Raw genomic sequence first — 23,771 nt, forward strand, 5'->3', positions numbered from 1 at the left:
TGGCTCTGAGTTCGCGATTCCGACCGGCGCCACTCCGATTCCCAAGTCCCGAATGCCGATTCCGTTCTCCGGAATGTCGAGTCCAAAGTCGGATAAATCGATTCCGGCCTATGAAACGGCGATTCTCAAAGTGACGTTTGTCAGTCCGGTGGGCCTGTCACACGCAGCCGTGAGACGGCCGGTGGCGTCGAATGGCAGAACACGGCGTGAGGGAGGCGCAGCCCTGCGTTGCTGCTCGGAAGCCTCGGCATCGGTCCGCTTCGTAGCATGTGAGGCCACATCCCGGCTTGGTGGCAACGCGATCCAAACTGGTGTACGTTGCCTGTAACGCGCTGCCCTTTAGGTCAAAGCACCTATGCCTTGGATTGCGTTCCGGGCGACTTGAAGCACATCAAATCAATTTACCCTTCCGCGATTCTTGAGTCCCGCTTTTCGTTTCCAATTTCCAACTCTTCGATTCCGAGGCAAACCGCGTTTGCGGCCCGAGCGCCGTCTTTTCCCTGACAAAGGCGGGCCGGTCATCTATATCCGGATTGCCAACATAGGAAGTGGCGTTTGTTCCTTGCATGTACGGCGGCGACGCTAAGGTTGCTCAACAAGGAGTCAGGCAATGCCCCGGAAATCGAAGAAACAACGCAATGCAGAACAGCTCGCTCGTCAACAGCGCGTGAGGGATAACGCTAAGACCCGGCGTCGACCGTCACGGGACGATCTGGCGAGGGTGCTACTCTGGCAGATGATCGTGGCCGCTCAGGGACGGGAAGATGCGCGGGTGGCCCTGGACAAGCTTTCTCAAGCCATCGTTGAAGAGCTGGAACGTCAGGGTTTCGACGTCCGGGAGAGTGAGGATGTCTTCGAAGACCTGGCTGACAGGTACTCCGACGGTCTGTTTCCGTTCAGACCCAAGCGTCATCTGACGTCCCACTCGACGGCCTCTGAACTGTGATATGGCGGCTTTGCGCAGCTACCCCGCTTACTGGTTGTGTGAGTTTCCAAAGAACCAACTGAGCAAACGACGTTCAAATTTGCGCATGAGTTTTCCCCCCATTACTCCTGATAACGCCGTTTGCGTTTGAATCGCGCTCCTATTGAAAACCGAATGGGGACCAGCGCTTATTCGAAACGGCAATCGGGGGACCTGATCAGACGTCAGCCAAGTCCTCGAGGAATTCGGAGCCGGGGGCAACCGCGGAGACGAAGAGATGGTCCCGGGCGCGGGTTGCGGCGACATAAAGCAGTTGTCGTTCTGTTGCCACGACTTCATCCAGCTCGAATTCGTCGGCGACCTCATCGATCCGCGCCGCCAGCGGCAGGACCCCTTCGTCGCATGCGACGATCAGGACTGCACGGAATTCCAATCCTTTTGCGAGATGCATCGTACCGATGAGCACTGCCTCTTCGGGGCCTCGCCCGACAAGCGATGAAACTGTCTCGACGGCTGCCAGTTCGGCCACCTTCGATGCACGAGCGATCTGATCGTTTGATCGACAGAAGATGCCGATTTCGTTGGCTCGTATTCCCTGTTCCAGAAGGTTGCGAAGGAATTGCGACGCAGCCGTAGCCTCTTCCTCGATTGTCGGTGCAACGACGATAACCGGCTCAACTCCATCAAAGACAGATACCGTACCCTTGCGCTGATCTTCCTCACCGTCGACGTCTCGGACACTTTCGGGAAGCAGCCGATCCGCCATCCTTCTTATCTGATGCGAGGTGCGATAGTTGACCTTGAGCGTGAACGACCGCCCACGCACGTCGATACCCAGCCCCTTCCAGGAAAATGGCTGCTGGAAGATGCGCTGGCCAATATCCCCGGCGAAGAAGAGCGAGTCCGGTCGGCTGGGCACGATGGCGTTCAGGAACCGCAGTTCGGCGACGCCGAGGTCCTGGGCCTCATCGACGGCTACATGCGTGTACGGCCTGTCTGCGCGGTCCCGGAAGTGGTTGGTAACCACAGTGAACAGGTCGGCAGCGGTCAACAGCGCCTTTGCGCGCAATTGCCTGCGGACCTCCGCAAACACTGTCCAGAGTTCATCGCGCTGTTTCGCGCCAAGTCGATTCTTACGCCCCATCCGCGGCACAGTTGCATAGGTTTCGGCGCTATCGATTTGCCAGGCGTCGATGACGTGCTCCCATTCGGAATTCAGGAATTGCGGCGTGTGTTTCGTTATGCAGCCCGCATTCGCCGCGCCGGTGATAAGTGCCCTCAGTTTTTCTCGGTCGACCAGATAGGCCTTCCGCCCCGTCATGAGCGCGAACAGGTCAGCTGCCGCTTGTTCGAAGGACGATATGGTCACCCTGTCGGCGAGAGAGGGGGTGTCGGCAAGGAGCACGCCAAGCTTGCGCTTCAGCGCGGTGGCAAGCGGCTCCGAGAAAGTCGTCAGGAGTACCTTCGCCTGCGGCTCGTCGCGGAGAATGCGAGCGACACGGTGCAAGGCGACCACGGTCTTTCCCGTGCCGGCGGAGCCGACCACACGCACCGGTCCGCCGAAGTCCCGGTCCACCAACATCCGCTGTGAGGGATGAAGGAACACCGCCCATTTTTCGAACGGCTGGTCGAGCGCGGCCGCCAGTTCCTCATGCCCTTCCAGGATACGGAACCGCCGTTGCGAATCGGGATGGCTATAGGGATCGGTGGTAACCGGCGCCGGCTTACTGAGAACACCCGTTGCAGCATATTCCAGCAAAGCCTCGGCTGCTTCCTGCGGTAGGTGATTTGCAAGTGTGAAGAATTTGTCCTCGCTTGCGTCGAGGACATCCTTGATCCAGTCCTCGGGCACCCCGATCGACAGTACGTCGTCCGTGGACAGTTTCGAAAACAGCGGCAGGGCAGAAACGGACGGCGCGGCCGGAACGACGAACGGCAACTCTGGCTGTTGCGCCGGCGCCGGCTGGATCACAATCTCCTCGACACGCTCGCGCACCTCGACGATCTGGATTGCGCCTGTGCGCGGATGCGCCTCGATTCGCCGCCGCTCTGCCCAGGCATAAGCGTCGTCGTGATGATCGACATAGGCGAGCATCACACTGTCGCCGGTCTTGTGGATGATGATCCTGAGATCGCGATTGACGCGGACGGACCAGAAGTTCGGGTCCTTGGAGGCGTCAATGCGGTGGAACTGCAGGCCAGGTCGGTTGGGATCGGTCTGCAGGTCAAACGCCGTCAGCTTGGCTTGCTTCTGCTCCTCATTGGTGAGCTTGGCCAAGGATGCGGTGAAGCTGTCGGCGAGGATCGTTGGCATCATGCTGTTCCTAGACGCGAATATCAAAACTCAGCAACATCATTGATTATCTTGGAAATGCGATCGACTTCTTCCTTTCGTCTTCCAAGCTGAAATTTCTCATAGAGGATCATGCTTCTGCCAAATGCGTTGAATGTCTTTTCGCCCTTTGTCGTAAGGTTGAAAGTATCGTCTACGTTTGTGATGAATCCAAACTCGCAGAGCGCGTCGATTTGCTTTTCAACTTCAGTGAGCTCCATGTCGCAGGCAATTGCTAATTGACTTGCACTGGTGCCGTTGTTGGCAGCTATTCCCGCGAGTGGCAGCATGGCGATGGGCGACATATTGTCCAAGCCGTCAATGCTTGATGCCAATTCGCCAACTACTGTAGAAAGCCATTTCCCGTAGTTCATAATTTCACCTGACAATATCAGGTCTGTGATGTGTTTGCGCATATCGTGTCCATTACTGTCGGAAAATTACGAAACTATTCGATGCGTTGATCAAGCCACATTACACCCCAAACACCTTCAACACCTCGTCCCCGAAGTGGTTGATAACTTTCACCGCGATCCGCCCCGTGCTTGGCCGCGCGAACGGCCGTGACGTATCGGCATAGAGCGTCTCCCACGCATCCGGATCGATCTCCGCCTTCAGCGCCGTCTTTAGCGATTTGTAGGGATCGTTCGCGCCGAGGAAATAGGCGTGGCGGACGAAGAAGCTTTCCTCGTCGTAATCAGTGTCGATGAACCACGCGGCGATGCCCTTGACGTCGTCGGAGCGGATTTCGCCGGTCGCGGGGTCGAAGACGTCGACGCCGTGGACCTTGACCTTGATCTCGCCGCCGGGCGCATCGAGGATTTCGACATCCGGCTCGCCGAAGACGACGAAAAGGTTGCCTTTGCCGGTGTTCTTCAGGTCCTCGGCCATGTGCAGGTCGGGGTTCATGCGCGCCTTCAGGATGGCGAGGGGGCCGAGCCGGCTTAGGTCGGTGGCCTGAGCGTCGAAATTGAAGGCGCAGGCGATCAGCACGTCGAAGCGCGCGTCGGACGCTTCGCGGGCGGCAGCCGTGATCTGGCTGCGGGTCAGCGTGCCGAATTCCGGACCGATCAGGACTGCGGCGCGCTTCTCCACCGCGCCGCCATCGGTATAGCGGCCCTCTGCGGCAATAAAATTGCCCGGCCAGGGCTCGATGGAATTGAAGTGGATCGTGTCGCGCTTCTCCTGCTGGTGGACGCCGGCGCTGCGGAGATGTGCCAGAACCATCTCGCCGAAATCGGCCTCCGGCATGTTGGCGGGGGTGGACGCGCGGGAGGTGATCGCGCCCGATGCGGCAAGCTCCGCGCCGAACGTGTCCTCGCGGGCGGCGACGACGCGATGCGGCGACAGGCTCTCGACGGTGAAGGGACCGGCAACGCGCACGCGGCTCTTGTCTTCATAGGGACGGTCGTAGAGCAGTTCGACGTCGGCGGCGCGGGCGATCGAGGCATCGATCTCTTTTTGACGGGCAATGCGGCCTTCCCACCAGCCGACATGCAGCTTGCGCACCGCGTCGATCGCCAGATGCACCTTGGCCTGCCCGTCCTTACTGTTCAGCCAGGCGTCGAGATCGCGGGGGATTTCCCACTCCTCGAAACTGGTGGAGAGGGCCTCGTTGAGTTGTCGGCGCAGCGGCTCCAGCACGTCCTGCCACCTCTCCCAGATCACGTCGACTTCAGCGTTATTGGCGATGCTCTTCAGTGTGATGTGTGGCGCACGTTCATAGACAAAGCCGAGGCGTATATCGCTGGTCACTGGTGTGCCAGACTGGATTTTTCCGGAAACGTCCTGCTCTTTGGCGCGCCCCTCGCGGCTGTCTGCCAAGAGGAAATATGGATAACGTGCACTCATGAGCCGTGTGCGAGCGAGGGCCAACGCAACACGCGAAGTATCGATGGTAATCCACCGACGCCCCCACTGTTCGGAAGCTGTTGCGGTAGTGCCCGATCCGCAAGTCGGATCAAGTACAAGATCGCCTGGATCGGTTGTCATCAGAATGCAGCGTTCAATGACCTTGTTGGTTGTTTGAACTACATAGTAGCGCTGCTCACCAAAGCCGCCGGATTGCGTATCAAGCCAAATATTGTCTATTCGCTTCGCGGGGAAATTCCCCCAGTATAGCTTGTGGTGAATGCCTGTCTTCGTTTCCAGGATTCTACCAGCTCGACCTAATCGAGCCATTCCTGCAAGATTGGTTTTCCAGTGACTGCTAGTCCCCGGGGTGTAAACTTTTCCGCGAAATTCAAATCGTTGCGGCTGCGAGGAGCCCCCGTCAGATTTCAGAGGGCCGAACCGGTACAGAGCCAACTGCTGTTCCTCTTTCAGCAGAGCGCGTTGATCTTTACTAACTCGCTTAGAAATTCCATCTCCGTCGTCCAACATCACATAATAAGGGTCATCGACCTCTGGCATCGGCATGTATTGATAAACCGATCGAATCTTGGCGACAGACGAGTTTTTCGCGTACCACAAGGCATGATCGAGTATGTTTGAAACGCCTGATGGCGCGAAGCCTCCTGTCTTTTGAAATGCAATCTGGCTAAGAAAGTTCTCCTCACCAAAAACCTCATCCATCACCGCCCTGACGCGATGCACGTTCTCATCGCCGATCTGCACGAAGATCGAGCCGCTCTCTGTCAGCAGTTCCCTCGCCACCATCAGGCGGTCGCGCAGATAGGTGAGATAGGAGTGGATGCCGTCCTTCCAGGTGTCGCGAAAGGCCTTCACCTGTTCCGGCTCGCGGCTGACATCCTCCTTCTTGCCGTCCTTCACGTCCCGGCTCATGGTCGAGACCTGCCAGTTCGAATTGAACTTGATGCCATAGGGCGGGTCGAAATAGATGCACTGCACCTTGCCGCGCATCTCCTCACGCTCGGCGAGGCTCGCCATCACCTGCAGCGAGTCGCCGAGGATCATGCGGTTCTGCCAATGCTTGGTGTGCTGGTAGAATTCCGCCCGCGCCTCCGGATCGGCAATACCGTTGAAATCGGCAAACAGATCGGGCGCGTCCGACTTCTCCTCGCGGGCCTTGTTCGTCCGGCGCTTGAGATCGTCGATGATCGCCTTGGGATGCACCTTTTCCTGGATATAGAGCGGCGGCGCATTGACCACGAGATCGGACCAGTCCTGCCGGTCCTTGCCGCGCCAGACGAGCTGGGCGTCGCCGATCTCGATCTCGCCCGTCTCGGCCAGCTTCTTCCTCTGCGCCTCTGTGATCTTGATCTTCACGCCGTTCCAGATGACCTGCGGATCGCGATCCATGTCCCGATCCCGCTCCACGCCATGTTCCAGCGGTCGGTCGCGTGGGATGCGCATCTCACGAGAGCTCTCGCCCAGCATTTCCACCTGCTGCTCATAGAGCGACGCCATCTCGGCCGTCGGATTGTTTAGCCGCACCGCCTTGTCATGGGTGAGCGTGGAGACGTCTTTTTCGCGCGGGGTTTTTGCCATTATTGTTTCTTCTCCTTTGAGGCGCGACGCTTGCTGCCCATCGTGACCCATCCAATACCTGCGCTCCGTAGCGCGGCACAGAGGGCCTTTTCCATTTCCTTGGCTTCGGCAGGTTTCATTGGGTTGAGATGCTGATAGAGCTCCGGGAGAAGACGAACATGGAATTTCTGTACGTCTGCGAACCCTTCACCTTTCCTGTGCTCGGCATATCGCTCGAACGGCCTGTGATGGGTAAGCCCCACGTAAATACCGTATGGTTCATCGTGATGGGGGTCATGCAGCAGGATTGCATATACACTCCGGGTCGTGTTGCGCCCGTTTGCTGATTTCAGCCATTCCCTGGCATCCCACCGCGTTTGGGACTTCAAGGTGCGCGCTGCATCGACAGCTGCTCTAATCCACTCTGCCGGCGGCTCAGGTCGCATAAGGTTCGCCTCCGTTTTCGGAGAACGGATTTTCGCCGAGCAAATTCGCTAGAGCGGATGCAAGCGCTTGAAGGTCCTCCGCGTGTTTGGACGGCAAGCCCTGGAGGTAGGCTTCACAAATGGCCTTAGTTTTTTCTCGGGCTGCCTCCGTGCAACCCGACAGCCAGAGGTACTTGTCGATCACCCGTTCGGCATGAAGTTCGGGGATTTCTGAAGCTTGGATCAGAGCATTGCCGGCTGCTGATTGCTGAGAAAAACCTAATTCTTCTAGCCGTTCGTAGAAATGAGAGGCACGATAGAAACTTCTTCCTTTCGGAATGCCAAGCGCGTCAGCTGCAAAGCTATCAAACATCGTCCATCCAGTGGGCTTGAGAAACTATATGAGCTTCGTTGTGCCCGACACGAACTTTGGGGTTGCGGGTTCGGCTCCGCGAATCCCGGGCGGCAGTTGTTGCAATATCTCGGCGCAAATCGCAAAGCGCTGGGCAAGGCTTCCGGAAAAACGAGGAGCAGTCTGATTGAGAGCATCAGCGATTGCTTTTGCTGCGGAATCGCTTCGGCCATTATCAGCTGCGCGAGGAAGGCCGCGATTAACCCCGTAGGCTTTGGCTACCAATCGAACGATCCAAGGGGAAAGCTGCCCTTCTTGTGCAAGCAGGTTCAGATACACTTGATCATGGCAGAGCCACCAGCGGTGATGCTCGATGGTTGCCCAGTAGATCAGCAACTTATCCCGCATTTCAGCCATTAATCTCCACCGGCTTGTCTTATTCCGCTGCCACCGTAAATTCCGCTTCCGCCTCGTCCTCATCGAGTTCGTCGGAATATTCCTGGTCCACTGCTGCGCTCGGCATCTCCACCTGCTTGCCCATTGCCTGCGCAATCAGGCTAAGTAGGGCTTGCTGACGAGCCTCCATGAAGGCCGCGAATTCGTTCGTGCGAAGGAGCGCCGGATCGATCAGGTGCGAGGCCAAGAAGCCATTCAGACGAACAGGATCGACGGGTGTCGCCTCGGCGCTGCCATTCTCGAGCTTTGCCAGATACGCGGAGGGCGCAACGCCGCCAATGATGCGGTTCGTGCGATAGGAAAGTGGCGTCTTGTTGATAATGGAATCGTAGACGTCCGGTTTGATCTTGTTGTCTTCGCACCACTTCTTCGGAAAGATGTGATGGATGTCGACATTCTCGCCGAAGAAGACAGTGTGATCGAATTCCTGACCGGAGCGGAAGTCCTGAGCGCGCGCCTTCATCAGGAGCGCGTTCACGCCTTTGTAGGCCGCGGAGAGCCGCATGCGCATCGTCTTTAGCCGATCTGGGCGGAAGGAGGCTTCCGAGACTGTCGCAGGGACCTTGCCCCCGGTTAGCCAAGCTGGCACTTCCTGGAAGTCGCGTGCAATCCGGGTTTCGACGGCCGACCCATAGAGCTCGCCCAAAACGCCGCACCAGTACCATTGCTGGATTTTCTCGCGGTTGCCTTCGAGCTCCCAGGCGTCGCCGATGTCCGCGAGGATCGCTGCAAGCGGAATGATCTGCGTTTGGTAGGGTAGATCGAACAAGCGGTAGACGCGCTGGGTGAAGAGGAACTTCGCTGCCTTGAGAAAACCCTGCTCAGCCAATTTCTCGTATTTCTTGTAGGCGCTGAGCGGAAGATTCAGCAGGGCCCCTCGCTTCCCCGTAATTTGGGGGAGGTCCTTGCCTTCCTTGTCGGCAGCCACCGCAGCGCGCCGAAGATCGCGTGTATGGAACAGGGAGATCACATGCAAAAAGTCGGTGTTAGCCACATTGGCAAGGATACCTTTTTCGGCATCCGCTAGTCTCTGAGCACTGACGAAAAGGCCGTGCCGTCCCTTGTTGTCGCGACCTTCGCCATACCAATCCTTGCGAAGTTCATGTCCATCGGCGGCATAGATGGCCGTAACAAGCTCGAACGCGTCGAGTGGCTTGCCACCCGTATTGACCTTCTCGAAGACCGTGCAGACAGCTTCCTTGGTTGTTGTCTTGTCGAGTGCGATGACAGGAACGTGGTAACCGGTGAAGTTCGCCAGGATTTCGGTATAGAACTGCTGGACGGTTGGCCAAAGCTCCTGCATGCGGCCGTTGGCGTTGGCCCAGGTCACGAACTCCATCTGCCACGCCATTCCGTCGAAGGCGCGGGAGAGGGGGAAAACGAGGTTCTCGAATTCACGCTCGGTGGTGGAATAATCATGATCGATAGTTCGGTTGAAGTCAGAACGTACGACCTTGTCCGCGGGAACCGAGATGATCGCTTCTTCCCGATCGACCGAAGGGTCTAGCGACTTTTTGATATCGATGAAGAACCACCGCTCTACGGGTTGCTTCTTCGGCGTGATAGTCTTCACGACCTGGCCGCGCAACGTGACCTGATAGAGCGACGTCATTCGTTGCTGGCCGTCGAGGAGCAACTCTGCGGGTTCGACTCTTCTCGCCGTCTCGGGCGCGCCTTCGATAGGCCGCGGCTTGAAGTTAACACCGCCTCCGGTCTCGAGGGTCATAAGTGCACCAACCGGAAAGGCCCGCGAAATGGATGCGATCAGGCTCTTGATCCGATCCTCATCCCACACCCAACTGCGCTGGAAGTCAGGTAGCTGAAGCTTCCCATCGTCGCACTTCTTCAGCAATTCTTGCAGCGCGACCGGATTTGTCTTGAACGTTGACCCCGACATCTATGCGTTCTCCCCGACGCGTGCTGCAAACGATTTGACCAACTTTCCGTAATCCTCCTCCATCGCAAAGGCGTTTCGAAATTCGGCAAACGCCCAGCGGCCGTAGGCCTTGAGATTGTTGACGCCGGGAACCCAGAGGTTCGTCATGGTCTCGGCCTTGATTTGTTCATCGAGGCCTCGGAAGCCCTTGACCTCGATGATCAGGTTCAACAGATCATCCAGTCCGTGACCGTCATCAACCTGTATGATGAAGTCCGGCAGGTATCGGCGCGGCACGCTGCCTGAGCGATACGGCACTTCGAAACCGAGCGCCTGGTTCTTCACGTAGGAGATCGTAGCTGGGTGCGCTTCCACGACGCGGGCAAATTCCGCCTCCCAATCGCTATCGCAGACGACGTAGTTCACGTGGGAAAGGCGGGTCTCCCAAAGCGTCTGCTTGGTCGTGATGAAAGACACGTGGTCGGTGTAGCCGTGCGGATTGTACGGATCGAGCATGGCCTTTACGACACTCTCCCCATCTTCACCGGCGCTGCGGACGATGGCTTGGTAGATGAGTTCGGATGCTTTCTCCGCAAGCTCGGCATAGGTCAGCATGCCCGCCCTGGTGCCGCCAGTGAGCTTCAGGCGAGTGGCAATCCAGCGCCGGGTAATGGGCTGGAGCTGATTATAGAGGTAATAGGGAACGTCCTGATCCGGCTCACGGAAATACATCTCGATGAGCTTCTTGGTGAGATGCGTCGCCACGGTGTTTGGCCGCATGTCATCGAGCGCATCCGGAGAAATGTCATGGCCTTCGCCGACCAGCCCTTCGAGCCGCACTGTACAAGGCCCGACCAGTTCCGGCGTCAAGTCGAGAACTGAATCGCCCGAGAAGTTCGCCGAAAAGCTCTCAGAGGGCAGCTCGGCGCGATAGCCGGCAACGCGCGGAAAGCGGATGGAAAGGTCGCTGCGCTCCTTGAGCGCATGGACACGCGTCGTCGGTTTTGGCGGCGTGCGCGTCACCTCTTGGGGCTCGGTAGCAAAGTCGAAGGGAATGCCGAGGATGTCGGCGTATTCGGTGTTGAACAGGCCCCTGTCGTTCAGCTCATAGGACTGGCGGCGCAGGCCACGGCCGATCACCTGCTCGCAGAGCAATTGCGTGCCGAAAGCGCGGACGCCAAGAATATGGGTGACCGTGTTGGCATCCCAGCCTTCCGTCAGCATCGACACGGAGACGACGCACCGCACCTGTTCGCCGAGCCGACCCTTCTGCCCGACGGTGTTCATCACTTCACGCAAGAGTTCCGAGTCCGAGAGCTTGTCGGCCGCCGCGGCACCCTCGCGCTCCTTGATCTCCCTACGGAACTGCTCGATTTCCGCCTCGGCCATGTCGCGGAATTTGGAATCAAGCGCCTCGCCGGATTCGAGCTGCTGGGAATCGATCAGCAGCGTGTTCATGCGCGGCAGCCGATTGCCGTTGCGGTCATCGTAGTTCCGGAAGAGCTCCAGATGCCCGTAGTGCTTTGTCTGGCGCTCACCTTCGACCTCCCGTTCCCAGCCGGAAATCCATTCGAAGATCAGTTTTGAGCTGGCGGTGTTGTTGCAGACGACGATGAACACCGGCGGAACGCCGATACCGGCCTTTTGCCAAGCGTCGTACTCCTTCTCATAGTGGGAGTAGAGCGAGTAGAGCGCGGTCTGCAGTTCGGCAGGTATGCTCAACGGATCGAGATCGCCAGATTTGCCCGCCCCCTTCTTCGGCATCTTCTTGCCGATGTGATCCCAAAGATTGCGGAACACCGGGGTAGCGGCATTGACGGCATTGTCCGATACCGGGACGCGGGGCAACTTGACAATGCCGCACTCTATGGCATCGACGAGAGAGAAGTCGGAAACCACCCAGGGAAAGAGCGTACCTTCCTCGTAGCCCGATCCACGCAGGAAGAACGGTGTCGCCGAAAGGTCGTAAACCGCCCGGACACCGACCTTGCGCTTTAGTGCCTCAATACCTGAAATCCAAAGGCGCGCCGCCTCGTTGTTCTCCTTGGCTTCGTCCTTTTCCTCGCCCTTCAGCTCATCTTCTTCGTGGCTGCCGGGACGTTCACGATAGCAATGATGCGCCTCGTCGTTGATCACAACGACATTCTTCATCTGCAGGAGATCGCCGCAGGCGCGTTGCAGCATCGCTCCTTCCGTCTCGAGCTCCTCGATCTGTTCGTTGCGCCAGCCCTTAATGACGCCGAGGCCGACCTTGTTCAGCTCGTGCGCCTTGCGCCGCTGAAAGACGTGGTAGTTGACGATCTCGATCTTGGCCTTGTTCAGGTCAGGCATCATGTCCTGCGGAACAAGCTCGCGGGAACGATAGTAGCTGTTGCCGTCAGAAGGTTTCAGCACGCGCAGCCGGTCCTTGATGGTGATACCGGGCGCGACGATGAGGAAACCTCGCGAGAAAAGGCTGGAATTCGGCTGACGGGCAGCATTGATCGCCTGCCAGGCAATCAGCATGGCCATGACGGTTGTCTTGCCGGCGCCGGTGGCCAATTTCAGCGCAAGACGAAAGATTTCTGGGTTGGCATCTCGGTTTGCTTCTTCGAGATGGCGGAAGATGTGAGCGTACTGCTTGTTCTTGCGCGCCACCTCGGCAAGCCAGATCGCAGTTTCTACGGCCTCCACCTGGCAATAGAAGGGGCGGGGGCCGGAGAAGTTGTCGCTTCGCCAATATTGGAGCAATCGCTGGGTAACGGGCGTGACGCCCCAGTCGTTGGGATTGGGAATTGAGCGCCATGACGCGATGTGGCCGCGAATTTCGTTGATGATCGGCGTAGGGTTGTAGTGGCTGCTGCCGTCCTTGGTCTGGTCGAGATCAAGCGTAGCCTGCTTTTTGGCATCTGATTTGATCTTGCGGCTCTTCGGAACGGGTGCCACGTATTTCGACCGGCGACGGCCTTCGATGGGCTGTTGATTGAGCGGCTCGCCACTTTCGGACAGCGCATGATGGCGCGTGGGAACTTCGTATGGCGAATTAAGAATTGGCTCGGCGTAAAATGGCTTGGTCATGCAATCTGTCCCAGAATCGGCATCGCCATTCAATCGCCCCCGCGAGGGTGATGCAACTCCTACGATGCGGATTGCTGTGTTTGGCAAAGAATTGCACACGGAAATTATTTCCGCATTGTAGCCCGATAACCGTCTGTTGGATGGGTCTTTGTCGTTGTTATTTTGGCACCAGGATAAGATTGTCCTTACTTAACAACTGCTCTCCATTCCACCGATACGCACAGGGCCTTTCCATGTAGTCGAGGCAGAGGGCATTGTGTGCAGCAAGTTCAGGCTGACTGAGCATTTTGTAGTGCCCGAAGAACACAGGTTTTTCCTGCGCGCCATAAAAGTTGATCTCGCCACTTTCGATCACAGGCGTATCCGGAAGGTCGTCTGAACGAGGCACGGACAGCGCAGAGCTTCGCCACGTGCGAACGCCTGCCTGCCACCATTTCAGCCGGACCGCGGTGCGGGTATGTCCTTTTATGTCCGTGAACGAATGGCCGTGCGGCAGCTCGGCCTCTGGCCCCTTTAGACTGGATAGGACCGCGTCCGCGAATGGACTGGCATCCGTCTCGAACGCCAACTCCTGCAAATCATCTCGCTTCAAACGCGCATCGCCGGTTCGGCGTCGAATAGTGTCGATGTGACGATCGTCCCAGTATGCGTGGACCAGTCTGATCCCGGGCAGGTCGATAAACAGTGGCAGCGTCATGAACCAATCGAGCACTTCTTGCGTCTGAGGTGCGCCTATTGGAAATTCTTTCAGAAACTTTTCGTGCTGTGCGGTATTCTTCAGGGTGTGAGCCCGCATGAACCCGTCGCTAGTGCGCTCCGAATTTTCGCCCTGCTCATGATAGAGTAGCGCGTTGAGTTCGTGATTGCCCATGATCGCTATCGCGTGACCGTGCAGTTGCATTGCGCGCACGAGAGAGATCACCACGGAGTTTTGGTCCCCTCCATCAATGAAGTCCCCGAGAAAGGCGACAATTCGGCCCTCAGGATGTGCCCAGCATGAAGCTGATTCCCGATAGCCGAGGTAAGTGAGAGTTTTTGTTAGGCGATCCAGATCAGCGTGTATGTCGGGAATGACGTCGATATGTGAATGGTTTTGTAGCAAACGAACACCCTCGCTAGCTAGGTATTACGCCTTGGCATCATCTATGCAGTTCATCGGCGTAGAATAGCTTGGTCATGCAATTGGTCCCAGAATCGGTATCGCCGATACAATCGGCCCAACGAGGGCAATGCAACTCCTGTGATGCTCATTGCTGTGTTTCGCGAAGAACTGCACACGGAAATCATTTCCGTATTGCAACAGTATGCAGGACGCCGAAGATTTGCTGCGCGAGCGTCCCGGATGGGCATCTCCGGTCTCGCACACTTCCGAACGGAGATTCGCCACTCTTTCGCAAGTTGTGGAAAATAAATCACATCGCAGTTCAATTTTGTGGAGTTTCGGCCAAACCGCCTGGGTGTGCTTGATTGCACGGCCGTGCCTCTAATAGTTTCCAATCCGTTACCGCTCATGGGTAGTGGTTGGGGATGGGATTAAGTGGTACAGGAAATTGGAAGTTTCGTCGTTGCCTCGATTCTTGGGGCGGCGAATTATCTTGTAAAGGATGCGGCTGCTCCGGGTATCGTTGCTCTAGGAATTGTCTTTCTTCTGGTGATTTTTACTGCGGCTTTCTTTCGAGAAGTCTTTCAGCGCCGGAAAGCAGTTCAATGGCTCAAACGCGAAATTCAGAACAGTCCCACGGGCGCTGACTTCAGCCGTGATATTGACGTTCTGTCCGCCTCAATCAAGGAAAGCAGCACAAACAAATACCGACGACAACTGGCGGCGGCGTGGGACAAGTACAAGGAGACGCTTGTACCTCACGAAGAAGACGGCAAGGTCGTGCTTCGCAATGCCGTCCGACCGTCCATGTTTCTCAATCCAGAGGACTTGGGTTTTGGGGTTGGCTTTTGGCGCATCGTACCCGGGCTCTTTGTTTCGGTTGGGCTTTTTCTGACGTTCCTGGGGTTGATCGCCGCTCTCTCGACGATGGCGCAAGGAGCAGAGATCGATAGTGGTGTCATGCGACAGCTGCTTTCTGTGGCCTCGGCGAAGTTTATTATGTCGTTGACGGGGCTTTTCTGCTCAATCGTCTTCACGATCCTTCTTAGAAGCATCTACGGGCGACTGGAGCAGTCGATCCATGAACTATGTGCCGCCATTGAGCAGCGTCTCACCTACATCAGTCTGGAGGCCCTTGCCACAGAACAGCTGAAGGCAACCCGGGAACAGCGGGAGCATTTCCGATTGATTGGGATGGAGTTGGTCGCGGAGATTGGCCGTCCCTTGAGAGAGGAACTCCCGGCGGCAATCCAGAGTTCGATCGCCGGTGCAATGGCACCGATCGTAGAGCGAGTGGGCAAACTCGGCGCAGAGGGCGTGGGAGATATGGTGTCCGGAATTTCGGACAAGCTTACGGATTCAATCGGTATTGCGCTAACCGAGGCTAGCCAGAAAATCTCGGATGCAGGTGAAAGGCTTGGGTTGCTTGCTGACCGTCTCGATCAGAGCTCGGGGCGGATAGGTTCGGAGATGGAAGGCGTGACAGAACGTGTCGCCCAAGCTGTGGAAGACCTCCGTGCGGCTATCACGAATACGGCCGAGGTAACCGGGGGGACGTTCAACGAAGGTGCAGAGAAGCTCCTTGCGGTCATGAACCGGACACTCGAGGGCATTCGCGACAATACGGGCGAAGGTGCGCGCGCCATGTCGGCGGCGGCAGAGGACATGCGCCAGGCGGCTGAATCCTTCAAGCAGGAGATCGAGTCCGCAGCGCGAACAGGAACAGAAGCCGCGCAGGAACGCATGAAACTTGCAGGTCAACAGGTGAGCTCGGCTATCGGCGATGCCGGCAAGGACGTGGCAAACGTGTTCAGCCGTACCAGCGCGGAGATTGCTCGGGTCGCGGAAGAGGTCTCCGAGAAAGCCGGCGCCGGTTTGCTCGCTCCGCTGGCTGAAATTGGCTCCAGGTTGGAGGGGCTCGTCAAGCAGTTGAACGAAGGTACGTCCGACATGCGACGCATGGCCGACGGGGTGAAGGCGGGGGCCGATGCTTCGGAAAAGGCCGCAGATACCTTCAATGGGGCGGCAAGCTCCCTTGTCGCCGCTGTCACTCCAGTGAAAGCCGTCGTGGATCGCATGGAGGGTTCGATCCGGCAACTTACCGACAGCACACAACACGCAGCGAGCACAGTGTCGAGGTCTGCGGAGGTCACTGCCGAATCCGCCGCTTCTGCTCTTGCCGCAGCGAAGGAAATCCTCCAGGCGGAGGCGAAATCCATCGAGCACGCTTTGGGCGGTGTCTCCGTGATGCTGGAACGTCTAAAGGGGCAGGGTGACCGCCTCGATGAAATGGATGGGAAGCTAGGCCAGGCTTTCGATCTCTACACGGAAAATGTGGAGAAGGCCGTCCAGGGCATGTTCGGCCACGTGCGCGATCTGCAGGAAAGGCTAAATCCTGCGCTCGATACCATGCGTGAAATCGTTGAACAGGCCGAGCAATTCGCTCCGCAGTCGCGGAGAGCCTGATGCGCGGCGGTTTCCGGACGCGTTACAAAGAGGAAGAGGAGGAGAGCGCATTTGTGTCCATGACGGACATGACTGTCAGCTTCCTCTTCATCATCATCCTTTTGCTGGCTTACTTCGCCCAGCAATATAGCGAAAAGGACACCGTACCCAGGCCTATACATGAGGAGGTCATTAAAGAAAGGAATGACGCGCACCAGGAGATAGTCCGACTGCAGGCAATCATCGCTGTTCATGAGAAGACGATCGCTACCCTCAAGGAGGAGATTAACAAGAAGCAGGTGGAGATCGAGCGGTTACAGGCTGAGATCGCGAAGCTGCAGGCCGAGGTCAAAGAGCTAAGAGAGGCGCTTGAAAAGCTTCGGAAAGTTGACCCACTGGAAGCCTACCTAGCCACGTCGGCGATCGAGAGACGACGAATTCTCGAAACTCTACGCGATCAGCTGAAGATTGATTTTCCTGATCTCGAGGTGGTTATCAGTGAAGAAACCGACGCTTTGCGCTTTCAGGGCGACGGCCTGTTTGCAACCGGATCGTCCACGTTGCGCCCCGACCGGAGGGCAATCGTGGAAACTGTCGCAACGAGGCTATCGCAGATTTTGCCCTGCTATACGATTGGCCCGCGTTCGAAGTGGACGGCCGAATGCAATCCAGGCAATGCGATTATAGAAGCTTTGCAGATTGAAGGACATACCGACTCAACCGGGGATTTTACGGCCAACCTGGCCCTGTCCACTAATCGCGCAAACAGCACTTTTTCTACAATTCTCGGCAAATCCGGCGAGCTAGTCGATTTTCTGAACTTCCGAAATCAACCGGTTTTGTCCGTCGCCGGATACGGCCAAATGCGCCCGGTCAAGGACAACTCGACGAAGGAGGGACGAGATACGAACCGCCGCGTCGACCTGCGAATCATCATGTACACACCAAGCCAGTCGGCGGAAATCGACCGCATCCGTCATGCGTTGAGTCAAAACAGCTCCGGGGGTATCGCGAATTGACCCTCAGCAAGAGCCTCTCCCACACCCGTCAGTTCGCCAGGCCCGCCTTGCCGGCTTTGAATTCACTTGCATCCAGAACAGAGCGCATTCTATCCCGCTGGCCGGATGTAGTTGCCAACCCGCCCGAGAAAGACCGTGAAAAACTCGTGGCCATGGTTCGGGACAAACTGGAGAATGATAGCTGGGAGGACACAAAGCTCTCGCTGATTACAAGCGCTGGCAGAGCGTTGTTCGACGAGGATCGTCGCACTAGACCTGATTTGGCGGAGATGCGAGATTTTTACTACAGCGAGACCCGCGCCTCGACACGGGCGGGCTTTCTCGGCGGAATGTTCTCCATCTACATGGACAGCTTTGATGCCAAGGCGGAACATACGTGGCAATTGGCCGGCGCATTGTCGGCAGCGGCGGGGCGTCTCGGAGCTCGCTGGCGTATGATGCTTGATGCCATCCCCGAGATGCTCTCGCCCGATGCAGTGGCCGATGCCGTCGCGCGACAGATGGTGCTGATGGACGATCTCTGGATCGGCCTACAGAAGCTCGGTATTCGCAGCCCTCATGCACCTGGTCTGATGAATGCCGTCCACCTGGCCTATGTGGAGCAGATCGAGCCGCATCTCGATCAGCGAGTGGAGATGGAGCGGCTGATCGGGTGGCTGAAGCCGGAAGGCAGGGAGGCGAAGACGACCGGCGCCGGCGAAGCGATCTCGGCGCTGCTTGGACACTGGGTCAAGCACTCTCCGAAGCCCGATGACCTACGCTACCTGACAGAGAACATCATCGGCATTTACGGTGATCCTCGTGTCCAGCGTGGCGGCGTTTGGTCAGCAGTGCCGGAAGACAGGATGGCGGTTATCCTGCGCTGGCTGACGGGCGAGAACATCCGGTTCTTCCTTGATGTCGTCTCTGTGGTGGAAGACAGCCACATGTGGGAGCCTCGCAGGAGATTTTGGCTCGGCCTGCATGATCGTGGCCGTATCGATGCGGCCTGGGTTGCTTTCAGCGATTCCGCCGCGAAAGAGGCAAGGCGACGCGGGGCGGGAGGTAAGGGAACGTTGAGATTTGGCGTTCAAACGGCAGGCTACGGTCGCGCAAATACATCACTGCTCATACTGAAGATCGGCAGGAAGATCGTCGTTGAGGGCTCTCACAGCTATAAGGTCCACATTTTCGACGAGTCCAACCAGCGTGCGCCTGCGCTCTACCAGTGGCGATACGACTGTGAAGCCATCAGGTTCATACCCGGCTCCAATGCGAAATCGCACAACGGCGATTGGCAGAGTTGGGTCTTGGAACACATCTAGGTGAAAAAATGAACTTGGAAGCTTCTTTCTCTCCAGACGCAATCACTCTGTCCGCAAAGAACGAGCGCGCGGGTCTACTGCACCGGTTGGTGCGCCGCAGTGTCAAATCTGATCTTCAGAACCTGAGTCCCGACGAACGTTCACTGGCCTACGCTATTGCCGATCTACGGGCGGCGGCGGACACGCTCGGTGAACAGCTTTCGATCGATTCTGATCGCATCGTCATGTCCCATCGCATCGCTGCGTCCGTCACCGGTGAAACGGGCGCGGTACTCGGTCTGCCGCCTTTGGTAGAGATGACGCTGAAGACCGACGCGGAGGGAATTGTCGGTTCGTCAGGTTTCCGACTTAGGTACGAATGGTCGCGCAATGGCCAACGGCAAATGCCACGTCGAACTGGAGCCATTCTCGAAACGGCAAACGGATTGCGACGAATTCCAATGTGGATGATGGACGCAATCGCCATCGCCGACGCCTACCGGCCAGATGGAAACGACGCCGCCGATTGGGAGGCGCTAGGACGCTTCCGCAAGGCACTTGATCCTGGTGCCATCGGCGTAGCCGCGGACGAGGCAGCGCGCATCTCGATGACAGATTTCCTTAGCGGTCTTGAGGTGCGTCTCGTCGATCGCTTCTCACTCTCGCCAAAGGGGGAGTCGGACTTCGACGTGGTGCCGTTCTCTGGGGATACCTTGGAGGCGCATGGCTCCGCCTCTGAATCCGCCGAGGTTTCCGAGTCCATGAGCGAGGTACAGGGACTAGACCTGCAGCGATTTCAGACATTGGTGAGGGGAAGGGGGGCCCTGCCCGCCTATCGTTTATCTCCTGGTCGTTACGTGGTGGTAGAACAGTCAGCGTCACCGGCCCTTGCCGTGATGGCTGAAATGCAGAAGGCAGCACCCGAGGAGCGGCGCGCCTTCATCCGTAATCCCTTGCCACGAGTAACGGAAGCAATGGAGGCGCAGCTCCGTTCTTCCGGGCAATTGGATGGTTTGTCGCCCCAGGCCGAGCAGGAAGCCATAGAGGCAGCGGTTGGTCCCGTACTTGTTGAAACCCGGGAATTTTCCGAACGGGTTACTGGCGTCGTCAAGTATGAAAAGCCGGGTCTCGGCGAGTTCGAGGATAGCGGGACAAGCTGGCTGCCGGAGGACTTCAGCGCGCGCCTGATCGATATCCTCGACAGGCAGGGTACTGCCGAGCTGCAGACCCTGCGCGAGCGCGTCCAGGAAGCAATTGAGGCTGGAAGGCCGACCGTCGATTTCGAGGATTTGGAGGTCCCCGCTCGACCGGAAATGCTGCAGCTCATCGACGAGCGGATGGTGTCGGGAGACGCTGACGACGGTGGCGAGGATGAGGCAAAACCAGAAAAGGTGGGCCCATTCGTTCTCGATACCGAAGTGAACTACGACGATCTCAAATGGCTCGCTAAGCTCAGGCCGCGCATGTCCGAGTTGCCGGACACTCTACCCGAGGGCATTCGAACGCCGTTGAAAGGGCATCAGAAGGAGAGTTTTAGCTGGCAGGTTGGCGCGTGGCGGGCCGGATTGCCGGGCGTCCTCAATGCCGACGAGCAGGGCCTCGGCAAAACTCTCCAAACCATCTCTTTCCTGGCCTGGCTCAAGGAAGTGATCGCTCGTCCTCAAGCCCAGAGCCGGGGGCCTGTTCTCGTGGTTGCGCCAACATCCCTTCTCGAAAATTGGGAGCAGGAAGTCGCCCGACACATGCACGAGCTTGGGCTGGGTCATCTGATCCGCCTCTATGGGTCGAGTATCGGTGGACGCAAGCTGACGGGAGCGAAGGGAAAGGACACGGACGATGGGGAGGCCAAGCTTGACTTGGGCGCGCTGCATGAAGCCGTGGCAGAGGGGCGGGCGCATCGCTACTGGCTTCTCACCACTTATACGACGCTGACGAACTATCAGCATTCGCTGGCTCGCATACCCTTTTCCGCCGTTGTCTTTGACGAAATCCAGGCCTTGAAAAACCCTGTCAGCCTCCGCGCAGTTGCTGCCCGTTCGATCAATGCTGATTTTCGAATTGGCCTCACCGGTACACCTATCGAGAATGCCACTGTTGACCTCTGGGCAATCATGGACCAACTGGCACCGGGATCGCTCGACAGCCTCAAAGATTTCCGTCAACGCTATGCGAAGCCAGAGGAAAACAATATGGCCGAGCTGCACAGCAGGGTTTTTCTGCCCCGTGGCGGCACGCCGCCTCTTGCTGTCCGCCGCCTGAAGGAAACGGTCGCAACCGATCTGCCGACTAAATCCCGTCGTATTCATCCTCGTTTGATGCCGGACGTTCAGGCCTTGGCATATGACGACGCCCGATTGAAGCTTGCGCGAGGCGGCATGGGCGCACAGCTCAAGATGCTTCATCACATTCGCAGCGTTTCCGTGCATCCGGCACTGGAGATCAAAGCAAGCAACGATGAGTTCGTCGTATCGTCTGCGCGGCTACAGGCTGCCATGGATATCCTGAAGCGCATTAAAGCGAATAATGAACGCGCCCTTGTCTTCATCGAGCACAGGCAGATGCAGTATCGCTTTATCGAATTGGTTCGCAGTGAATTGGGTCTGCCGCGAGTTGACCTCATCAACGGCGACACGCCCATTCCTCAACGTCAGGCAATTGTGAACCGTTTCCAGCGCCATCTGGATGATGACCAGGGTTTTGACCTGCTCGTTCTCGGACCGAAGGCAGCGGGCACCGGGCTGACTTTAACGGCGGCGACGCATGTCATCCACTTGTCTCGATGGTGGAATCCGGCAGTTGAGGAACAGTGCAACGATCGCGTACACCGGATTGGCCAGACGCGGCCTGTTACAGTGCATTTGCCCATGGCCATTCACGAAGGCTATCGGGAGCAGTCTTTTGACTGCCTCCTCCAGAGCTTGATGATGCGCAAGCGTCGGCTCGCCAGTTCGGCGCTTTGGCCCATGGGGGACGTCGATGACGACGTTGCTGGCCTTCAGAAGGGCATGGCGTCCGAGCGGTTAGGCATGGAGGCTGACCCTCTTGGCAAGACGATGGCGGCCATGTTTGCTCGCGACGAGCTGGAGTTGCCGCCGCGAGAAGCTGACGGTTCCTACCCCATCCATTGATACAGAATGGCAGATTTTCATGAATGACATTTGGGTGAGCAAAGGGCTGGTCATCGACGCGCCTTGGATCAGTTTGATCTTGAGTGGCCAGAAAGATTGGGAGATGCGCTCCACCGGTACAAGCCACCGCGGATGGTTTGGCTTGATCTGGAAAGGGATGGGGAGCGTCTATGGCGTCGCACGATTGGCCGGCGCCGGCGGTCCTATGAGCCCGCAGGAAATGATCGAGGCTTTTGAACGCCACCGTATTCCAGAAGAGATGATCCGTTCGGGTGCGGTTGCTAAATGGAACAGGCCCTGGTTTCTGGCTGATGTTGTGAGGCTTCCCTCGCCAGTGCGTTACAAGCATCCGAACGGTGCCGTGACTTGGGTCGAGTTAAGCGAAAGCGTAAGCTTGGCCATTAGGGATCAGATTGCAGCGCTAGCTGAACCCCTCCCGGAGCCGGCGCCGGTGATGAACCTGGAAGCAAATGGCACGCACCCGGACCCTGTGTGGCGTCAAATCGGCGAAAGCGTTCTTACCCAAGGCAACATCGATCACAATCACATCTATCTACGTGAATTTTTTGATCGATTTCCAAAGGGGGCCGTGGGTGGCTCGAACAAATCAGAGAGAGCCTCTCGTGAGATATCGATCGTGTGGGATGGCGGTCCGTTGGTTGTCACCGATCTGGATGGATCGAAGAAGTTTTTCCGAGCGAGGGGCTGGATAGGATCGTTCTTCCGCCATAACGCTGCTCGGTCCGGGGATCGTGTACTGGTCGAAGAAGGAGCGCCCTATCAGTACAGGGTTCGCATTCGAAGGTGAATCAGCCGAAGGCTGTGTTTGATTGTGGTAACAGTCTCGTCGTTCACTCGGCGGATTCGCTTCTCACAACCCTTCCAATGCGGGAAAGACGGTTCGCGATTTCATCAACTGATATCTCTTCGGACGTTGCCATTGGAGTGGCGTCTGGCCTCGGTTTCGCAGGCTGCCGCGTCTTGCCATGCGGTTCGTTGTCTGTGGATGATGTCGGTTTGTCATTGAACATTAAACCCAACAAGAAATAGACGAGACGGGGCGTCCATTTTGAGCCTGACGCTGTTTTGTAGCCTTGTGCGTTGAGGCGCACGGCCACATCTCTCGGCTTTCTCGTTCCTTCTCTGGCGTACGTCCTCACGACTGGCTCCAGCTTGCCGAATAGATCAGCAAGTGTGACCTTCTTGTTATTGAAATGCACCATCTCCGCCTTGGTCATGTCATACTTCGAACCGTTAGCGCTATTTGGCTTTTGCTTCTTCCGGATCAGTTGCTGTTGGTTCGACCTACTAGCTGGCTGGGAGACTGGGCGCGGTATCGTCGCGGGCCGCTCTACCGTTGACCGTGCCGGCGCAGGAGTAACCCATGTGCCCGCGGTGAACACCACAGGCAGCAAAGTCTCTCGCTCGACAAACGAGATTCGATCGCCATTGACACTGATAAACTCGCCGACCTCGAACAGCGGCATTTCCGAGTGGCAGGTGAACCTGAATGCTTCATTCGTCTCGGAGTCCAGGAACTCGCCCTCAACTTTATTTTCGTGGCCCCGTCGGTCGACCGCTAGAACGACAACAAGTGTCCACTCGCCTTCGTACCGCCGGCCGAACGTCCGGAACTTGGAGAGGCCCGCGGTGCTGGACGCGCTGAGTAATTCCTTTACCTCCCCTTTGTTGCGCCGCGTTAGCCGGTTTTCTGGCCCGGTGGCCACCGAGACCGACGCGCGGGAGGTATCCGTGCACGGGTGTTTTGGCCAAGGGGGGCTGAGATCATCGAAATAGACGCGGCTCCCCGCAGCGTTCGCGTAGAAGAAAACGGGCTTGAATTAGCCCCCGAAAGGTCCGGACATGCTCCCCCACTTAGCTAAGTGGGTAGGAGATGGGGTGGTTGCCGTCCTCCCCTAACAGCACGGGAACTATGCCAGGA

At 57.5% G+C, this 23,771-nt stretch carries 16 protein-coding genes; 6 read left to right on the top strand and 10 right to left on the bottom strand.

Features of this window, described 5'->3' with window-relative positions; all coding sequences use genetic code 11:
• Positions 1 to 610: 610 nt before the first annotated feature.
• Positions 611 to 946 (top strand): hypothetical protein, encoded by a 336-nt coding sequence (locus I8N66_RS24290; RefSeq protein ID WP_291158963.1) that lies wholly within the window; start codon positions 611 to 613, stop codon positions 944 to 946.
• A 196-nt stretch (positions 947 to 1,142) separates the two neighbouring features.
• Here I8N66_RS24290 and I8N66_RS24295 read toward each other — a convergent pair whose 3' ends face one another.
• From I8N66_RS24295 to I8N66_RS24335, 9 genes are all read right to left on the bottom strand, one after another.
• Entirely contained in the window at positions 1,143 to 3,020 is a 1,878-nt protein-coding gene (locus tag I8N66_RS24295; protein ID WP_291158966.1) for a 3'-5' exonuclease, read from the bottom strand.
• Positions 3,021 to 3,262: 242 nt separating this feature from the next.
• Entirely contained in the window at positions 3,263 to 3,673 is a 411-nt protein-coding gene (locus I8N66_RS24300) for a hypothetical protein (RefSeq protein WP_291158969.1), read from the bottom strand.
• Between the two features lie 58 nt (positions 3,674 to 3,731).
• Entirely contained in the window at positions 3,732 to 6,707 is a 2,976-nt protein-coding gene (locus tag I8N66_RS24305; RefSeq protein ID WP_291158972.1) for a site-specific DNA-methyltransferase, read from the bottom strand.
• Entirely contained in the window at positions 6,707 to 7,132 is a 426-nt protein-coding gene (locus tag I8N66_RS24310; RefSeq protein WP_291158975.1) for a hypothetical protein, read from the bottom strand. Before I8N66_RS24310 ends, I8N66_RS24305 begins: the two co-directional genes overlap by 1 nt.
• Positions 7,122 to 7,484: a hypothetical protein gene (locus tag I8N66_RS24315; protein ID WP_291158978.1), complete on the bottom strand. Its 363-nt coding sequence runs from the start codon at positions 7,482 to 7,484 to the stop codon at positions 7,122 to 7,124. The genes I8N66_RS24310 and I8N66_RS24315 overlap by 11 nt, the downstream gene beginning before the upstream one ends.
• Positions 7,485 to 7,508: 24 nt before the next feature.
• Entirely contained in the window at positions 7,509 to 7,880 is a 372-nt protein-coding gene (locus I8N66_RS24320) for a hypothetical protein (protein WP_291158981.1), read from the bottom strand.
• 19 nt (positions 7,881 to 7,899) lie between these two features.
• Positions 7,900 to 9,816 carry a DUF262 domain-containing protein gene (locus I8N66_RS24325; protein WP_291158983.1) on the bottom strand — a complete coding sequence of 639 codons (1,917 nt, stop codon included), beginning with the start codon at positions 9,814 to 9,816 and terminating at the stop codon, positions 7,900 to 7,902.
• Positions 9,817 to 12,852 carry a BPTD_3080 family restriction endonuclease gene (locus tag I8N66_RS24330; RefSeq protein WP_291158986.1) on the bottom strand — a complete coding sequence of 1,012 codons (3,036 nt, stop codon included), beginning with the start codon at positions 12,850 to 12,852 and terminating at the stop codon, positions 9,817 to 9,819. It lies immediately after the preceding gene.
• Positions 12,853 to 13,009: 157 nt separating this feature from the next.
• Entirely contained in the window at positions 13,010 to 13,954 is a 945-nt protein-coding gene (locus I8N66_RS24335) for a metallophosphoesterase (protein ID WP_291158988.1), read from the bottom strand.
• 435 nt (positions 13,955 to 14,389) lie between these two features.
• Between I8N66_RS24335 and zorA the strand changes: the two genes are divergently transcribed.
• From zorA to I8N66_RS24360, 5 genes are read left to right on the top strand one after another with little or no spacing between them, the layout of a single operon-like run.
• The gene (zorA, locus tag I8N66_RS24340; RefSeq protein ID WP_291158992.1) at positions 14,390 to 16,420 is read left to right on the top strand and encodes an anti-phage ZorAB system protein ZorA; all 2,031 of its coding nucleotides are present in this window, start codon (positions 14,390 to 14,392) and stop codon (positions 16,418 to 16,420) included.
• Positions 16,420 to 17,418 (top strand): OmpA family protein, encoded by a 999-nt coding sequence (locus tag I8N66_RS24345; protein ID WP_291158995.1) that lies wholly within the window; start codon positions 16,420 to 16,422, stop codon positions 17,416 to 17,418. Before zorA ends, I8N66_RS24345 begins: the two co-directional genes overlap by 1 nt.
• On the top strand, positions 17,415 to 18,722 hold the full coding sequence (locus I8N66_RS24350; RefSeq protein WP_291158998.1) for an EH signature domain-containing protein: 1,308 nt from the start codon (positions 17,415 to 17,417) through the stop codon (positions 18,720 to 18,722). The genes I8N66_RS24345 and I8N66_RS24350 overlap by 4 nt, the downstream gene beginning before the upstream one ends.
• A gap of 8 nt (positions 18,723 to 18,730) precedes the next feature.
• Complete coding sequence (locus tag I8N66_RS24355; RefSeq protein WP_291159001.1) at positions 18,731 to 21,829, top strand: DEAD/DEAH box helicase; 3,099 nt, start codon at positions 18,731 to 18,733, stop codon at positions 21,827 to 21,829.
• Between the two features lie 19 nt (positions 21,830 to 21,848).
• On the top strand, positions 21,849 to 22,637 hold the full coding sequence (locus tag I8N66_RS24360; RefSeq protein ID WP_291159004.1) for a hypothetical protein: 789 nt from the start codon (positions 21,849 to 21,851) through the stop codon (positions 22,635 to 22,637).
• Between the two features lie 43 nt (positions 22,638 to 22,680).
• Here I8N66_RS24360 and I8N66_RS24365 read toward each other — a convergent pair whose 3' ends face one another.
• Positions 22,681 to 23,556 carry a hypothetical protein gene (locus I8N66_RS24365; RefSeq protein ID WP_291159006.1) on the bottom strand — a complete coding sequence of 292 codons (876 nt, stop codon included), beginning with the start codon at positions 23,554 to 23,556 and terminating at the stop codon, positions 22,681 to 22,683.
• Between the last annotated feature and the right edge of the window lie 215 nt (positions 23,557 to 23,771).

The organism is Ensifer sp. SSB1 (assembly GCF_016652895.1).
Taxonomy (GTDB): domain Bacteria; phylum Pseudomonadota; class Alphaproteobacteria; order Rhizobiales; family Rhizobiaceae; genus Ensifer.

Excerpts from the sequence above, each read along its gene's own strand:
- I8N66_RS24325 (WP_291158983.1), bottom strand. The coding sequence starts at position 9,816 with ATGTCGGGGTCAACGTTCAAGACAAATCCGGTCGCGCTGCAAGAATTG.
- I8N66_RS24315 (WP_291158978.1), bottom strand. The coding sequence starts at position 7,484 with ATGTTTGATAGCTTTGCAGCTGACGCGCTTGGCATTCCGAAAGGAAGA.
- I8N66_RS24310 (WP_291158975.1), bottom strand. The coding sequence starts at position 7,132 with ATGCGACCTGAGCCGCCGGCAGAGTGGATTAGAGCAGCTGTCGATGCA.
- I8N66_RS24305 (WP_291158972.1), bottom strand. The coding sequence starts at position 6,707 with ATGGCAAAAACCCCGCGCGAAAAAGACGTCTCCACGCTCACCCATGAC.
- I8N66_RS24345 (WP_291158995.1), top strand. The coding sequence starts at position 16,420 with ATGCGCGGCGGTTTCCGGACGCGTTACAAAGAGGAAGAGGAGGAGAGC.
- I8N66_RS24330 (WP_291158986.1), bottom strand. The coding sequence starts at position 12,852 with ATGACCAAGCCATTTTACGCCGAGCCAATTCTTAATTCGCCATACGAA.
- I8N66_RS24360 (WP_291159004.1), top strand. The coding sequence starts at position 21,849 with ATGAATGACATTTGGGTGAGCAAAGGGCTGGTCATCGACGCGCCTTGG.
- I8N66_RS24355 (WP_291159001.1), top strand. The coding sequence starts at position 18,731 with ATGAACTTGGAAGCTTCTTTCTCTCCAGACGCAATCACTCTGTCCGCA.
- I8N66_RS24300 (WP_291158969.1), bottom strand. The coding sequence starts at position 3,673 with ATGCGCAAACACATCACAGACCTGATATTGTCAGGTGAAATTATGAAC.
- I8N66_RS24320 (WP_291158981.1), bottom strand. The coding sequence starts at position 7,880 with ATGGCTGAAATGCGGGATAAGTTGCTGATCTACTGGGCAACCATCGAG.
- I8N66_RS24290 (WP_291158963.1), top strand. The coding sequence starts at position 611 with ATGCCCCGGAAATCGAAGAAACAACGCAATGCAGAACAGCTCGCTCGT.
- I8N66_RS24295 (WP_291158966.1), bottom strand. The coding sequence starts at position 3,020 with ATGCTCGCCTATGTCGATCATCACGACGACGCTTATGCCTGGGCAGAG.